At 65.8% G+C, this 13,682-nt stretch carries 19 protein-coding genes and 1 tRNA gene; 10 read left to right on the forward strand and 10 right to left on the reverse strand.

The features are described from left to right. The first annotated feature begins 4 nt into the window (after positions 1 to 4). Positions 5 to 175, forward strand: coding sequence for a hypothetical protein (locus BTH42_RS35490; protein WP_178392186.1), 171 nt, complete (start codon positions 5 to 7; stop codon positions 173 to 175). A 15-nt stretch (positions 176 to 190) separates the two neighbouring features. Here BTH42_RS35490 and BTH42_RS36340 read toward each other — a convergent pair whose 3' ends face one another. Continuing rightward, complete coding sequence (locus BTH42_RS36340) at positions 191 to 313, reverse strand: hypothetical protein (RefSeq protein ID WP_305954798.1); 123 nt, start codon at positions 311 to 313, stop codon at positions 191 to 193. On the opposite strand from BTH42_RS36340, the gene BTH42_RS34340 reads away from it, so the two are divergent. Continuing rightward, the gene (locus BTH42_RS34340) at positions 278 to 421 is read left to right on the forward strand and encodes a hypothetical protein (protein ID WP_305954799.1); all 144 of its coding nucleotides are present in this window, start codon (positions 278 to 280) and stop codon (positions 419 to 421) included. The genes BTH42_RS36340 and BTH42_RS34340 overlap by 36 nt on opposite strands. A gap of 66 nt (positions 422 to 487) precedes the next feature. Here BTH42_RS34340 and BTH42_RS17065 read toward each other — a convergent pair. Beyond that, positions 488 to 572 (reverse strand) — tRNA-Leu (locus BTH42_RS17065). 162 nt (positions 573 to 734) lie between these two features. Here BTH42_RS17065 and BTH42_RS17070 point away from each other — a divergent pair. The 4 genes from BTH42_RS17070 to BTH42_RS35495 all read left to right on the forward strand — a co-directional run bounded on the left by BTH42_RS17070 (position 735) and on the right by BTH42_RS35495 (position 3,341). After that, the gene (locus BTH42_RS17070) at positions 735 to 959 is read left to right on the forward strand and encodes a hypothetical protein (RefSeq protein WP_075301469.1); all 225 of its coding nucleotides are present in this window, start codon (positions 735 to 737) and stop codon (positions 957 to 959) included. 65 nt (positions 960 to 1,024) lie between these two features. Further along, positions 1,025 to 1,831, forward strand: coding sequence for a phosphodiesterase (locus BTH42_RS17075; protein WP_075301471.1), 807 nt, complete (start codon positions 1,025 to 1,027; stop codon positions 1,829 to 1,831). 140 nt (positions 1,832 to 1,971) lie between these two features. After that, positions 1,972 to 3,171 carry an MFS transporter gene (locus BTH42_RS17080; protein WP_075301473.1) on the forward strand — a complete coding sequence of 400 codons (1,200 nt, stop codon included), beginning with the start codon at positions 1,972 to 1,974 and terminating at the stop codon, positions 3,169 to 3,171. 32 nt (positions 3,172 to 3,203) lie between these two features. Further along, positions 3,204 to 3,341, forward strand: coding sequence for a hypothetical protein (locus BTH42_RS35495; protein ID WP_178392187.1), 138 nt, complete (start codon positions 3,204 to 3,206; stop codon positions 3,339 to 3,341). A 26-nt stretch (positions 3,342 to 3,367) separates the two neighbouring features. Here the strand turns inward: BTH42_RS35495 and BTH42_RS17085 are convergent, their stop codons facing one another. From BTH42_RS17085 to BTH42_RS17105, 5 genes are all read right to left on the reverse strand, one after another. After that, positions 3,368 to 3,799, reverse strand: coding sequence for a response regulator (locus BTH42_RS17085; protein WP_075301551.1), 432 nt, complete (start codon positions 3,797 to 3,799; stop codon positions 3,368 to 3,370). A 20-nt stretch (positions 3,800 to 3,819) separates the two neighbouring features. Next, the gene (locus BTH42_RS17090; protein WP_075301475.1) at positions 3,820 to 4,452 is read right to left on the reverse strand and encodes a response regulator transcription factor; all 633 of its coding nucleotides are present in this window, start codon (positions 4,450 to 4,452) and stop codon (positions 3,820 to 3,822) included. A gap of 187 nt (positions 4,453 to 4,639) precedes the next feature. Beyond that, a complete protein-coding gene (locus BTH42_RS17095; RefSeq protein WP_075301477.1) occupies positions 4,640 to 5,197 on the reverse strand; it encodes a bacterioferritin in 558 nt (185 codons plus the stop codon). Positions 5,198 to 5,323: 126 nt separating this feature from the next. Then, positions 5,324 to 5,485, reverse strand: a complete 162-nt coding sequence (locus BTH42_RS17100) for a DUF1328 domain-containing protein (protein WP_006052455.1) — start codon at positions 5,483 to 5,485, stop codon at positions 5,324 to 5,326. Between the two features lie 54 nt (positions 5,486 to 5,539). Continuing rightward, entirely contained in the window at positions 5,540 to 5,716 is a 177-nt protein-coding gene (locus tag BTH42_RS17105) for a DUF1328 family protein (protein WP_075301553.1), read from the reverse strand. Positions 5,717 to 5,871: 155 nt separating this feature from the next. On the opposite strand from BTH42_RS17105, the gene BTH42_RS17110 reads away from it, so the two are divergent. Then, entirely contained in the window at positions 5,872 to 7,365 is a 1,494-nt protein-coding gene (locus BTH42_RS17110; RefSeq protein WP_075301479.1) for a sensor histidine kinase, read from the forward strand. 219 nt (positions 7,366 to 7,584) lie between these two features. Then, positions 7,585 to 7,722 (forward strand): entericidin A/B family lipoprotein, encoded by a 138-nt coding sequence (locus BTH42_RS17115; protein ID WP_075301481.1) that lies wholly within the window; start codon positions 7,585 to 7,587, stop codon positions 7,720 to 7,722. Between the two features lie 291 nt (positions 7,723 to 8,013). Here BTH42_RS17115 and BTH42_RS17120 read toward each other — a convergent pair whose 3' ends face one another. Next, entirely contained in the window at positions 8,014 to 8,808 is a 795-nt protein-coding gene (locus BTH42_RS17120; RefSeq protein ID WP_075301483.1) for a DUF4397 domain-containing protein, read from the reverse strand. A 309-nt stretch (positions 8,809 to 9,117) separates the two neighbouring features. On the opposite strand from BTH42_RS17120, the gene BTH42_RS17125 reads away from it, so the two are divergent. After that, positions 9,118 to 11,157 (forward strand): NADPH-dependent 2,4-dienoyl-CoA reductase, encoded by a 2,040-nt coding sequence (locus BTH42_RS17125; protein ID WP_075301485.1) that lies wholly within the window; start codon positions 9,118 to 9,120, stop codon positions 11,155 to 11,157. Positions 11,158 to 11,179: 22 nt separating this feature from the next. On the opposite strand, the gene BTH42_RS17130 is transcribed toward BTH42_RS17125, so the two are convergent. Next, complete coding sequence (locus tag BTH42_RS17130; protein WP_075301487.1) at positions 11,180 to 12,103, reverse strand: EamA family transporter; 924 nt, start codon at positions 12,101 to 12,103, stop codon at positions 11,180 to 11,182. Positions 12,104 to 12,243: 140 nt separating this feature from the next. Here BTH42_RS17130 and BTH42_RS35500 point away from each other — a divergent pair, with 140 nt between their 5' ends. Beyond that, the gene (locus BTH42_RS35500) at positions 12,244 to 12,393 is read left to right on the forward strand and encodes a hypothetical protein (RefSeq protein WP_178392188.1); all 150 of its coding nucleotides are present in this window, start codon (positions 12,244 to 12,246) and stop codon (positions 12,391 to 12,393) included. Positions 12,394 to 12,642: 249 nt separating this feature from the next. Here BTH42_RS35500 and BTH42_RS17135 read toward each other — a convergent pair whose 3' ends face one another. Continuing rightward, positions 12,643 to 13,095 (reverse strand): hypothetical protein, encoded by a 453-nt coding sequence (locus BTH42_RS17135; protein WP_075301489.1) that lies wholly within the window; start codon positions 13,093 to 13,095, stop codon positions 12,643 to 12,645. Positions 13,096 to 13,682: the final 587 nt, after the last annotated feature.

A 13,682-nucleotide genomic window follows, 5' to 3' on the forward strand; every position in this document is an offset into this window, starting at 1 on the left:
ATATATGATCCACCAGGCCAAACAGCAGAAATCAGCAAATGGACAGCAGTCGACAGCAACAGTAGAAGTGTTCCGCCCGATATCAGACGATTCGGTAGTGAAAAGCGAAGTGGTGTTGCGGCACAAACGGCGAGATTCTCCGAGCCAAGATTTGGCGGCAGGAATATTCACCTGACGGCTCGAAGAACGGTCAACCGCGCATCATCTCCATCCACGCGCGAATCGCTATGTTGGCGATCTCCGGCACGGCGCCGCATCTGAGACGATCAATGCCGGAATCGATCTCTTCACCGTCGGTGGAGTTCTCGGACACAAGTCCGTCGTATCGACGAAGCGATACTCGCACCTGGTCACGGAGAGGCTGGCGGCGGCAGTGGGGAAAGCGGGCGGAAAAGGATGGAAAACAAAGAATCCGGTTTAAGGCAGAAAGACCCACAGCCGAAATCTGAAGCGGCCCCGTCGAATCCGCTAAACCCTGCTGATATTGTGGTGCCGGGGACCGGACTCGAACCGGCAAGCTGCGAAGCGGCGGATTTTAAGTCCGCTATGTTTACCAATTTCATCACCCCGGCGGGGGTCGCAAAACCGCGTGGACGCGAATTCTACCATTGCCTTGCCGGACCGCCCAAGAGCGCCTTTGCAGCGCCGATTACCGCGCCGGCAACCGCCCTGACCCGCCAGCGCCCTCGGCCCCTCTCCAGCCGCCTCACCACACCACCAACCGGTCAATCCCGATGAATCGCACGGTCGCGCAATTGGTCGGCACGATCAACCGGCTCGCCGCGCGGTTACGCGGGCTAATAGAAAGCACCGCGTTTCTCGGCGAACGCGCCCGCCTGACGATTGGCGGCGCCGCACCGGAACCGCTCGGCGTCAACGTAGCCGACCGTATCGAACTGCCTCGCTGCACCGCGGTCCGCATCCCGATCGATCCGGACGCGCCGATTGCACTATCTTAGAGACAGCGTTAAAAACAGCGCCTGCTCGCGGCGCTCAACAAGCAGAAACCCGAAGGATTTCCACCATGCTGCTGGCTCAAATTAGCGATCTGCATATCAAGCAAGCGGGCGTTCTCGCGTATCGCCGCGTCGATACCGCCGCCTATCTGACGCGCTGCGTCGCCGCGCTCAATGCGCTCGCGCCGCGTCCCGACGCGGTGCTGATCACCGGCGATCTCGTCGATCAGGGCGACCCGCAACAGTACGCACACCTGAAGACGCTGCTCGCGCCGCTCGAAATCCCCTACTTCCTGATGGTCGGCAATCACGATGAACGCGCCGCGTTGCGCGCGGCGTTTCCCGAGCGCGCGGAACTGCGCGACGGCGGCGAATTCGTGCAGTACGGGGTCGATGTCGGCCCGCTGCGCGTGCTCGCACTCGATTCGATGGTGCCCGGCCAAAGCGGCGGCACGCTGTGCGATGCGCGGCTCGGCTGGCTCGCCCAGCAGCTCGACGCGGCGCGCGGCAAGCCGGTCGTGGTCGCGCTGCATCATCCGCCGTTCGCGTGCGGAATCGGCCATATGGATGAAATGCGCGTCGACCAGGCGGCGGCGGACAAACTCGCGGCATTGATCGGCCAGCATCCGAACGTCGAGCGCGTGCTGTGCGGTCACGTGCATCGCGCGATGTTCGTGCGCTTCGGCGGCACGATCGCCAGCGCGATTCCGGCGCCCGCGCATCAGGTCGCGCTCGATCTGCGCGAACACGCGCCGTCGGCGTTCGTGATGGAGCCGCCCGCGTACGCGCTGCATCGCTACGAGCCGGCGACCGGTCTCGTCACGCATCACGCGTATGTCGATGCGGCCGACGGACCATATCCGTTCCATGACTAAAGCGGCCTGATCGACCGAACGGGCGGACCGGATGAACGATCTGGCGGCGCAACATCGTTGACAGCAGGAACCACGCCGCTCCGGTATGATCGGCACGCTTGAGGACCGTGCATGGGCCGGTCCGCCGATCCCCCTCTGTCATGTCCACTCCCGACGCCTCCACTTCCGCTCCCTCCGCGCGGTCGCTGCGCAGCCTGTTGCTGCTGCTCGCGACGATCGCCGGCATCTCGGTCGCGAACATCTATTACAACCAGCCGCTGCTCGACAACTTCCGGCAGTCGTTTCCGGGCAGCGCGTCGTGGGTCGGCGCGGTGCCGGCCGTCACGCAGCTCGGCTACGCGGCCGGCATGCTGCTGCTCGCGCCGCTCGGCGACCGCTTCGACCGCCGTCTGCTGATCCTGTTGCAGATCGCCGGGATGTGCGTCGCGTTGATCGTCGCGGCGACCGCGCCGACGCTCGCGGTGCTGATCGTCGCGAGTCTGGCGATCGGCGTGCTCGCGACGATCGCGCAGCAGGCGGTGCCGTTCTCGGCCGAACTCGCGCCCCCGTCCGAACGCGGTCACGCGGTCGGCATGGTGATGAGCGGTCTGCTGCTCGGCATCCTGCTCGCGCGGACCGCGTCGGGCATCGTCGCCGAATACTTCGGCTGGCGCGCGGTGTTCGGCGCGTCGGTGCTCGCGCTGGTCGCGCTCGCGGTCGTGATCATTCTGCGTTTGCCGAAGAGTCAGCCGACTTCGACGCTGCCGTACGGCAAGCTGATGGTGTCGATGTGGCATCTGGTGGTCGAGCATCGCGCGCTGCGCGAGGCGTCGCTGACCGGCGCCGCGCTGTTCGGTGCGTTCAGCATCTTCTGGTCGGTGCTCGCGCTGCTGCTCGCGGGCGCGCCGTTTCATCTCGGCCCGCAGGCCGCGGGACTATTCGGTATCGTCGGCGCGGCGGGCGCGCTGGCCGCGCCGCTCGCCGGCAAGTTCGCCGACCGGCGCGGACCACGCACGATCATCACCCTGTCGCTGGTGCTGGTCGTGATCGCGTTCGTGATTTTCGGGGCATCGGCGAAGAGCATCGCCGGGCTGGTGGTCGGCGTGATCATTCTCGACATCGGTGTGCAGGCCGCGCAGATTTCGAACCAGTCGCGCATCTACGCGCTGAAGCCCGACGCGCGCAGCCGCGTGAATACGGTGTACATGGTCGCGTATTTCATCGGCGGCGCGTTGGGCTCGGGCGTCGGTGCGATCGTCTGGCCGGTGTTCGGCTGGCTCGGCGTGAGCATTGCGGGCATCGTGTTTATCGCGCTCGGCGCGTGGAATCATTTGCGGCTGCCGGCGCGGGCGGGGAATTGATCGCAATGCCAGGTAATAGCGAGGAAGCGCGCATGCGCAAGCGCGACGTCGTCGTAGCCTCGTTGCGGTCACCGTTCAGCGCCCAAGCGCGTGAACTACCCGGTGGCCGCGAACTCACGCTCGGCATGCTCGAAAAAGCGATGCAGCGCGGCGCGTGGCAGCGGGACTAATCGGGACTAGTAATTAGTCGCGCCGCTCACCCGCCGTCGCCCCGCCCCGCCGCATACTCATGCAACGCGTCGAGCACCCGGTCGAACTCGAACGATTTGTCGTAAAAGTGGCGCACCCCGTACTGCTCGCAACGCGCGCGATACGCGGGCAGCGCGTGATTGGTCAGCACCGCCGCGAACATCGAATCGATCAATCCCTCGCGTTGCAGATACGCGAGCACCGGCACCCCCGAACCCTGCTTCAGTTGCAGATCGACGATCACCGCATCGAACGCCTCGGCGTCGAGCAGCGCGATCGCCTGATCGGCGGAATCGGCATACGCGGATACCTGCAACACCCCCGACGAATCGATCGCCTCCACGAGAGAGCGCCGAATCAGCGGCGAATCCTCGATCAGCAGCACGCGCAGCGGCGTGCGAGCGGCTGATCCATCGACAGGGTTCGGTTCGCTGTTCATCGGCGTGTCTCGCTCGTCCATCATTCGATCAAACCGTTCTTGATCGCGTAATAGGTGAGGTCCGCGTTGTTCGTCAGACGCATCTTCTCCAGCACGCGCGCGCGATACGTGCTGATCGTCTTCACCGACAAATGCAGTTCCTCGGCGATCTCGGTCGGCAATTGCCCGGCCGCGAGCTTGCAGAAGATCTGGAATTCGCGCTCGGACAACGCTTCATGCGGCCGGCCCGCGGCGGGTTTGTCGAGATTGTCGGCGAGCGTATCGGCGACCGCCTCCGACAGATAGCGATGTCCGCGCGCCACCGAGCGGATCGCACGGACGATCTCGTCGGGCTCGCAATCCTTGTTCAGATAGCCGTTCGCGCCCGCGCGCAGCAGGTTGATCGCGTACTGGCTTTCCGGGTAGCCGGACAGAATCAGCACCCCCTGCTCGGGGCGTACCTGCTTGATCACGCGCAGCGTGTCGATGCCGTTCTTGTCGGGCATCGCGATATCGAGCAGCACCACGTCGAACGCCTGCTCGCGTACGAGAGTGATCGCCTCCTCGCCGGTGGCCGCCTCCGCGGCGACGCACATGTCCGGCTCGTCGGCGACGAACTGTCTGAAACCGCCTCGAACGATCGCGTGATCGTCAGCTATCAGCACTCGAATCATCGGTTGGGTGTCCGTGCAAAGAGCGTCGCTCCGAAGCAGACATTGTAATGATCCGCACAACGCGCGGGCGGCGAATAAAGTCCGCGCGAAGCGATGCGACGACGCGCGGCGCGGGCCGTCGCCGCTTCACGCGCCCCCGTCGATTGCGGCGTTAATCGCGGCGTTAATCGCGACGTTAATCGCGGAGTTAATCGCGCCCGGACAGCAGGTCGGCCATATCGTCCGCATGCTCCTCCTCGACCGCGAGGATTTCCTCGAACAGCCGCCGCGTGGTCACGTCCTTCTCGCCCAGATAGCGGATGATCTCGCGATACGTATCGATCGCGATCCGCTCGGCAATCAGGTTCTCGCGGATCATGTCGGTCAGGTCGGTGCCCTCCTTGTACTCCGAATGCGCGCGGCCCTTGATGCCGTCCGGCGCGAAATCGGGCTCGCCGCCCAGCTGCACGATCCGCTCGGCGAGCCGGTCCGCATGCTCCTGCTCCTCGCTCGCATGCTCGGCGAATTCCGTCGCCACCGCCTCCGAGTTGATGCCCTTTGCCATGAAGTAATGCCGCTTGTAGCGCAGCGTGCAGACGAGTTCGGTTGCGAGCGCGTCGTTCAGGAGCTTCAGCACCGTCTCGCGGTCCGCGCCATAGGTCGCGGTTACCGGACCATCGGACATGTGCTTGCGCGCGTCGTCGCGAATCTTCTGCAGGTCCATCGAAAACGAACCGCCCGCCTGGGCGCCAGATTGCTTCGTCATCGAACTTCTCCTTAAACCGTATTGGGGGAACCCGCGCACCAGCATGAATCGCGCCTGGCGCGCGGGTGGGGACTGTCGGCGTTCGGAGTACTTCGCAGGTACTCCGCGCGGATTCGATTTTTATCGCTACGTTCGGAACACGCCGAGCAGCAACGTGACCACGAACACGACGAGGAAGATATAGAACAGGATCTTCGCGATTTCGGCCGCGCCGGCCGCGATGCCGGTAAAGCCGAACACCGCGGCGATAATCGCGATCACGAAAAACACGATGGCATAGTGAAGCATGGCGTTTCTCCCTTTGTTATCGGCTTGCGATGGCAACGAGCAAAATCCGCGTCGCTAATCGATGATTTTCTTCGTCACCACGAAGCCCAGCACGAGGAACACCACGCACAGCACGACGAAGACGAAGAACAGGAACTTCGCGATAGCCGCGGCGCCGGCGGCGATCCCGGTGAAGCCGAGAACGCCGGCAATCACGGCGACGACCGCGAAGATCAATGCCCACTTCAACATGATGGTTCCCTCCCGAAACATTGATTGAACGATCGGGTCCATGCTATCGATGCAGCGCGGCGCGCGCATTCCGACGCTCGCCGTTTTTCGTGTGAGAATCCGCTTACATTGGATTACGACGGCGTTACGCCGCAATCCTCGCCAAGGAGTTAAACGTGTCGAACGTGCAGAACCTGCCGGAAGTGCGCAGCGCTACGAGCGCGACGCGGCTCGCCGACTGGATGCGCAACCGCAGCTGGGCGATCGCGATGACGGTCGCGATCGTGATCACCGTCGGCGGTCTGGTGATTCTCGAGACCGCGCGCCAGCGCATCACCGCCGAATATGAAACCGCGCTCGAAGCGCGCGACGTGACCGTGCAACTGAGCACGCTCGCGAGCGAGCTGTCGCGCCTCGACGCACGCCAGAACCAGTTTCTTCTGACGAAGGACGACGCGTCCGCGCAGGCGTTCTGCGCGAGCGCCGCGCGCATTCGCGACAACACCCGGCAACTGGAGCGCTTCTACCGGGGCGGGCGCGCGGACAGCGCGGAGCTCGCCAGCTTCACGCAAATCCTCACGCTGATCGACGCGCGCATCGGCGCGGGCGCCGCCGCGCTGCAGCACGCGGCGCCTCACCCGCTCGAACTGGGCGCATGCGGCGAAGCCGCCAGTGTGAATCCGGCCGACGCGTCGCTGATCGACAGCACGCTCACGCTGCTGCGCGACAACGAAGAGCGGCGCGCGCAGCACGCGCTGGCCGCGAGCCGCGCCGATCAGCGGCTCTCCACGCTGTGCGCGGCCGGTCTGTCCGCGTTGAACATCGTGCTGTTCATCCTGCTGTTTCGCAATCTCGGCATCCAGATCGACCGGCAGGCGCGCGCGCAGCGTCAACTGATCACGCAGCAGGAAGAACTGGATCAGCTGGTCAATGAGCGGACCCGTCAGCTCGAAGCGCTCGGCTGGCATCTGCAGGCGGTCAGCGAAAACGAAAAGACCCAGCTTGCGCGCGAGCTGCACGACGAACTCGGCGCGATCCTGACCGCTTGCCGGATGGATGTCGCGTGGGCGCGCCGCAAACTGAAGGACAGCGAACCCGAACTCGCCGACAAGCTGAAGCGCGCGCTCGCCAATCTCGACCAGGGGATCGCGCTGAAGCGCCGCATCATCGAAGACATGCGCCCGACCGTGCTCGCCAACTTCGGACTCGTCACCGCGCTGCGCACGCTCGCCGACGAAGCCGCGCAGCGCAACGGCTGGGCGCTCGAACTGCATCTGCCGGCCGACGATATCCAGCTCGACGAACAGACCGAGATCGCGCTCTTCCGGGTCGCTCAGGAGTCCCTGACAAATGCGGCGAAGTATGCGCGGGCGTCGAAGGTATCGATTGCGTTGCGGGTCGACGACGGCGAGGTCGCGCTGCATATCGCCGACAACGGCGTGGGCATCATGCCGGCCGATCTGAAGCGCACCCACACGCATGGGCTGCTCGGGATGCGCCAGCGGGTCGCCGCGCACGGCGGACGCTTCGAGATTCGTCGCGGCACGCACAACGGCACCGATATCGACGTCGTGATGCCGAGCGCGAGCACCGCGACGCCGTCCGTCGATGTACCGCAGGCCGTGGTGCCGCCCGCAGTCCCGCCTACATCGCCGCAAAACCCGCTATAGCAAGCCCGCGCGCCGCCGCGATGCGACCCGCTGTAGGACGACGCCGACGCCAACACCGGAGCCCGCCTACAACAAAATCGCGGCGCCGCCGACAGCGCCGCCACCGCCCTTTTTTTACCATGCAATCAGGCCGGTTCGAGACCGGATCAAAACCTGATCGACTGGCATGTCCCCGGTCGGACGACATCAACCGATGCATTCTCGACAAGGAGAACTTTCATGACTCGACTGATCGCTGTGCTTCTGCTTGCAGGAACGGCCGTGCTGGCCACCGGTTGCAACACGATGGCCGGGGCCGGTGAGGATATTTCGAAGGGTGGCAACGCGCTGACGAACTCGGCCGAAAAGGCGAAATAACGGCGCAGCGGGCGCGCGAGCCGCGCCCGTCGTCGCCGGGTTTTACGCAGGATTGCCAGGCGCCCGCCGCGGGAAACCGCGGCGGGCTTTTTCGTGCGCGGCGTTGGCTCACGACAGGAAGCCGGCAATAAAAACAGAACGGCGACCCGCTTGCGCGGGATCGCCGTTCCGTCCTTCCAGCGCCTGCTATTGCGCAGTCCTTGTTATCGGCAGCGCGTGCGAACTCATCGTTCACGCATCGCGCCGGGCGCTTCCGGCGCCCGCGCCGTCAACCCCCGTCATGTGCCGCCGTCACTCCCCGGTCAGCGCATTCGTCAACTCGATGCTCGGCGTGCTGGTATTGCCGTTCTGCGCGATCAGCAGATGAATCTGCCCCGGCAGCAACTGGCTCAACGCGCCGCCGATCGGCACCGACGTAATCAGCCAGTCCGCGTTGTTCGCAAGCGAGAACGCCGACGAGCGGAACACCGGCGTCTTGTTGCCGGACACCGTCGCGATCAGCACGTACTGCCCGCCCGACACGTAGATCGAATCCTGGCCGCTCGCCGGCACCGCGTTCTTGAACGATACGCCGGCCATCGTCGGCGACACGTTCGAAACGTCGGTGGTGCCCGCCTGCACCAGGTAGAGATCGAGATTGCTCGCATTGGCCGATGCATTGAAGCCGCGCACGCGCGCATCGTTGGTCAGCAGGCCCTTGTCGAACGGATCGTCGATCAGGCCGATGTCGGGCGCGCTCAGTCCGGGCAACGCGAGCACCGTGTACTCATGGCCTTTCGCGACGTTCGGGAAGGTGCCGCTCGCGAGCGCGGTCGTCGAACCGGTGGCCGCATATGCGACAGTGGTCGAACCGGTGTTGATGTTGGTGAGATTGGTCACCCCTTTATAGGCGATGTTGGTCTGCCCGGACGGCGCGCTGCCGTTGACGAGGAAGTCGACCGCCGGCCCGCCCGGAATCGCGTGAATGAAGTGGATCTGCGGATTGGTCAGCCCAAGCTCCTTGCCGGCATCGCTGCCACCGCCGCCACACGCGCTGAGAATCGATGCGGCCGCAACCACTGCCGCGATGGTTCGGATCGTTTTCATTATGTTCACCTGTCTCGATGTCGGGCTTTACGCCCTTTGCCCATTGATATGCGGACTGCCGCCGCGAAGCTCGCGGTTGCCCTCCCCCATCCGAACCGCACCGCGCGCCATGCGTTGGTCACAGCGAGCACCGTGCCGGTGGATGCTCGCAAAGAGCAATGCGTGTGCCGCGGCCACGCAAAGGGCTTGCCAGCCGCACGAATGTCTTGGGTGGCCGCACCCGGCCGCGATTTAGAATTTTTCCTCGGCGGCCAGGCACACACGCGCGGTGTATCGTTCGAGCGGCTTCCCTCCTTACACGGCTCCCGCATGTCTTACCAACACTTACTCGCCGAACTCGATCTCGGCTTCACGCGGCTGCGCAATCGCGTCGTGATGGGTTCGATGCATACCGGCATGGAAGACCGCTTCTGGCATTACCCGCAACTGGCCGCGTACTTTCGCGAACGCGCCAAAGGCGGCGTCGGTCTGATCATTACCGGCGGCATCTCGCCGAATCGCGAGGGCTGGCTGCTGCCGTTCGGCGGCACGCTGAACTCGGTATTCGATCTGCGCAATCACCGGCTGCTGACCGAAGCGGTGCATGCCGAAGGCGGCAAGATCGCGCTGCAGATCCTGCATGCGGGACGCTATGGTTATCAGCCGTTCGTGGTGTCGGCATCGAGATTGAAGTCGCCGATCTCCAAGTTCAAACCGCGCGCGTTGAGCATCGCCGGCATCGCGAGAACCGTGCGCGACTACGCGCGTTGCGCGCGGCTCGCGCAGCGCGCCGGCTACGACGGCGTCGAGATCATGGGCAGCGAAGGTTATCTGCTGAACCAGTTCCTGTGTCCGCGCACCAACCAGCGCACCGATCAGTACGGCGGCAGCCTCGAGAACCGGATGCGGCTCGCGCGCGAAATCGTCGAACGGGTACGCGCGACGTGCGGCGAGCGCTTTATCGTCGTGTACCGGCTGTCGCTGATCGATCTGGTCGAAGGCGGCAATACGTGGGATGAAACCGTGCAGGTCGCGCGCGCGCTCGAAGCGGCCGGCGTGACGATCTTCAATACCGGCATCGGCTGGCACGAGGCGCGCGTGCCCACCATCGTGACGTCCGTGCCGCGCGCCGCGTTCGTCGCGCTCAGCGCGCGCCTGAAGGCCGCGGTCAACGTGCCGGTGATCGCATCGAACCGCATCAACACGCCCGAGATCGGCGACACGCTGATCGCCGACGGCGCGGCCGATCTGGTGTCGATGGCGCGGCCGCTGCTGGCCGACCCGGAGTTCGTGCTGAAGGTCGCCGAGGGGCGCGCGCACGAAATCAACACCTGCATCGCCTGCAATCAGGCCTGCCTCGATCACACGTTCAAAAACCAGCGCGCGAGCTGCCTCGTCAATCCGCGCGCGGGCCGCGAGACCGAACTCGTCTACCGGCCGCTCGCGAATGCGCAGGCCGCGCGTTCGATCGCGGTGGTCGGCGCGGGGCCGGCCGGGTTGTCGGCGGCGACGGTAGCGGCCGAGCGCGGTCATCGCGTGACGCTGTTCGAAGCGAGCGACGTGCTCGGCGGCCAGTTCAATCTCGCGATGCGCGTGCCCGGCAAGGAAGAGTTCAGCGAAACGATCCGCTATTTCCGCAGCCAGTTGCAGCGCCATCATGTCGACGTGCGGCTCGGCACGCGGGTCGATGCGGCGCTGCTCGCGGCCGGCGGTTACGACGACGTGATCGTCGCGACCGGCATCGTGCCGCGCCGGCCGTCGATCGCCGGGATCGACGGACCCAACGTGCTGTCGTATGTCGACGTACTGCGCGGCGCGCCGGTCGGCGCGCGGGTCGCGGTGATCGGCGCGGGCGGGATCGGCTTCGACGTCAGCGAGTTTCTGCTGCATCGCGCGGGCGAGCCGCTGCCGGTGCCGCGCGATACATGGCTCGACGAATGGGGCGTCGACCTCGCGGTACGCGAGCGCGGCGGCCTGAAGCCGCCGGTGCCCGCACAGCCGCCGCGGCAGATCTGGCTACTGCAACGCAAGGCCGGCAAGCTCGGCGCGGGTCTCGGCAAGACCTCGGGCTGGGTGCATCGGGCGACGCTCGCAAGAAACGGTGTGCAGATGCTCGGCGGCATCGAGTATCGCGAGATCAGCGCGCGCGGTCTGCGCATTGCGCGCGACGGGGTCGAGCAATGGCTCGATGTCGATACGATCGTCGTGTGCGCGGGGCAGGACTCGCTGCGCGAGCTGTTGCCGTCCTCGACCGACGGCGCGCGCACGGGCGGCCCGCGCTTTCATGTGATCGGCGGCGCGAAGCTCGCGACCGAACTCGATGCGAAGCGCGCGATTCGCGAAGGCGCGGAACTGGCGGCAAGACTTTGACGACGGCCGCGCCGCCGGCTTGTTACGCGCTGCCCTTCTTCCGGTAGTCGAACCAGAAAGACAAACCGACGCTCAGCAGAATCACGAGCGTCGCGACCACCGTATAGCGGGTGACCTCTTCGCCGAGCAGCAGCGCGCCGAGCGCGACCGCGACGACCGGATTCACGTACATGCAGCTGCTCGCGATCATCGGGCTGGTATGGCGGATCAGAAAGCCGTACGCGACATACGCGGCCATCGAACCGATCAGCACCAGATACAGAAACGCGAGCACCGGCAGGAAATGCAGTTCGAGCATCCGTTCGCCGGAGATCAACGCGAGCACCGTCGACATCGCGCCGCCCAGCCCGATCTGCAGCGCGGTCGACAGAAACAGATCCGACGGCAGCTTCAGTTGCGCGGCCAGTTGCGCGCCGCCGGCCCAGAACAGCGCGCCGCACAGAATCGCCAGACTGCCGCCGGCCGAGCCCGGCGTGTTGTCGCCGTGACTGAGAATCGCGATGCCGACCAGCCCGAGCCCGACCGCGACCCATTCGCCACGGCCGATCTTGCGGCCGGCGAGCGCCGCGATCACGGTCGCGAACAGCGGCACGGTCGCGACCATCACGGCCGCGGTACCGGTGCCGACCGTGCGCATCCCGTACGCGAGCATGCCGCTCGACAGGCCCACCAGCATCGTGCCGACGAGGCCGGCGTTGCGCACTTCGGCGGCGCTCGGCCAGACCGGCTTGCGCCGCACCGCGAACGCGAACAGACCGAGGCCGGCGAACAGATTGCGCAGCCCCGACATCAACAGCGGCGGAAACGAGCCGAGCGCGACGTGCACGCCGAGATAGGTCGAACCCCACACGAAATAGACGACGGCGAGCGCAAGCGCGATCTGGCTATTGCGCGAGCGCGGCAGGCGCAGCCAGTCCGGCAGAAAATCAGGGGATTGCAGCGACATGCGTTCAGTCCGCCCGGTTCGTGCGCGCAAGCCCGCGCATGATCGAATGCGCGCGCCGCGGCGCGCCTGTGCAAACGCCACCGGGGCGGGACGGCGGACACCGCATCGGCGATGCGGTCTGACGGGCGAAGCTGGCGGGCATGGTGGTGGAACGGGAAGACGTGAAAGGCGCGGGCCGCGCCGAAAGCAGCGCGGCCGCCGGATCGGTCAAAACGACCCGATGCGGCACCGGCGCGACGCGCGGCGGAATGCTGGAAAAAGCCGCCGCGCGGCTCCGCATTATGCAGTAAGCGCCCAACGCGCCGGGCGGGAGAATCGTAACTTTTTGGCGTACTTGCAACAGAAAAGCCGGGGACGGAGCCCCGGCTTCATAGGGATTTCAGATTACTTCGATGTCCGGCGTTTTCCGGCTGGCTGGATCGCCCGGAATGGCCCGGGATCGGCAGGATCGCTAAAGACTTGGGGAGCGATCACGGGTGCTCCCGCGCTTCGCTTTTTGCGGCGGCAAAGCGAGCCGCCGCCCGCCTTGAAACCCCCGCTTACTCGTAGCTGACCACCACCGTCACGCGCGTATCCACGTCGGTGCGCTTTGCATTGAGCGACAGCACGCCGCCGCTGCGATCGACCGCGTAGTGGCCGTTGCGGGCCGCGCCGACCCGACCGTTGCCGTCGACGAAGCGCGCCGCCACCCGCTCGGCGCTCTGCGTTTTGCCGTCGACCTCCAGCGCGACATCCGCGCCGCCGGCCGCTCCCGGCGGTGCGCTGAACGTCACCGTACGCGCGAAGCCCTGCCCCGTCACGCTCGCGACGCCGCCCGTCATCTGCGCCGCATCGGCGCGGATCTGCAGCGGCGGCGCGACGATCGCCCCGACGAAGCGGATCACCCCGCCATTGGCCCCCGCCGCCGCCGATGCCGCCAGCGGCGCCGCGAGCAAGGCCGCCAGTACCGCCGCACGAGCGGCGCTTCGCGTCTGCATTTTTTTCGTTTTCATGCGCACCTCTCTCTGTCAGTCGGCGCGAGTCGCCTCGCGCCATTTACACGCCATTTACTTGCCACTCACTCGCCGCCCCGCGAATCGCTTCGCGAAGCGGCGCCCTTCTCTGCACACTGATTAACGACGCTTTTTCGACTGGCTTGAACGCATCGCGCATCATTTGCCGACTGCACCCCGCTCGCGCGAACCGCATACCGCGCGGAACGCGTGACCGCGAAACAGAAGCGCGCGACAGCGTGCTAACATCAAGCTTTCGTTTCACAACTGCCGCATCGCTGCAGCGCTATTCGCCGCCGTTCGCCGCGCCCCCTTTCCGACACTGTTCGTCCTGTCCATAACGCCTATGCGCCGTCCGACTTTCCGTGCTCTCGCCCGCCTGCGCCGCTGCCGCGCAAGCGTCGGCGCACGTCCGGCCGGCGCGCCGCACAGCCGCGCCGAGGCGTCCCGAACGCTCCCGCTTCACGCCGCCCGGCGCCCGCACTGACGTAGCCCATCGCTGATCCGGGGCCACGTCGCCGGGCTCCGGGCCTGGTTCGTTCGCACCCTGGCTGCCCCCATTCGCAGATCGCGCCGCGCGTATTGCC

The sequence above is a fragment of the Burkholderia sp. SRS-W-2-2016 genome, assembly GCF_001931485.1.
Lineage (GTDB): Bacteria > Pseudomonadota > Gammaproteobacteria > Burkholderiales > Burkholderiaceae > Paraburkholderia.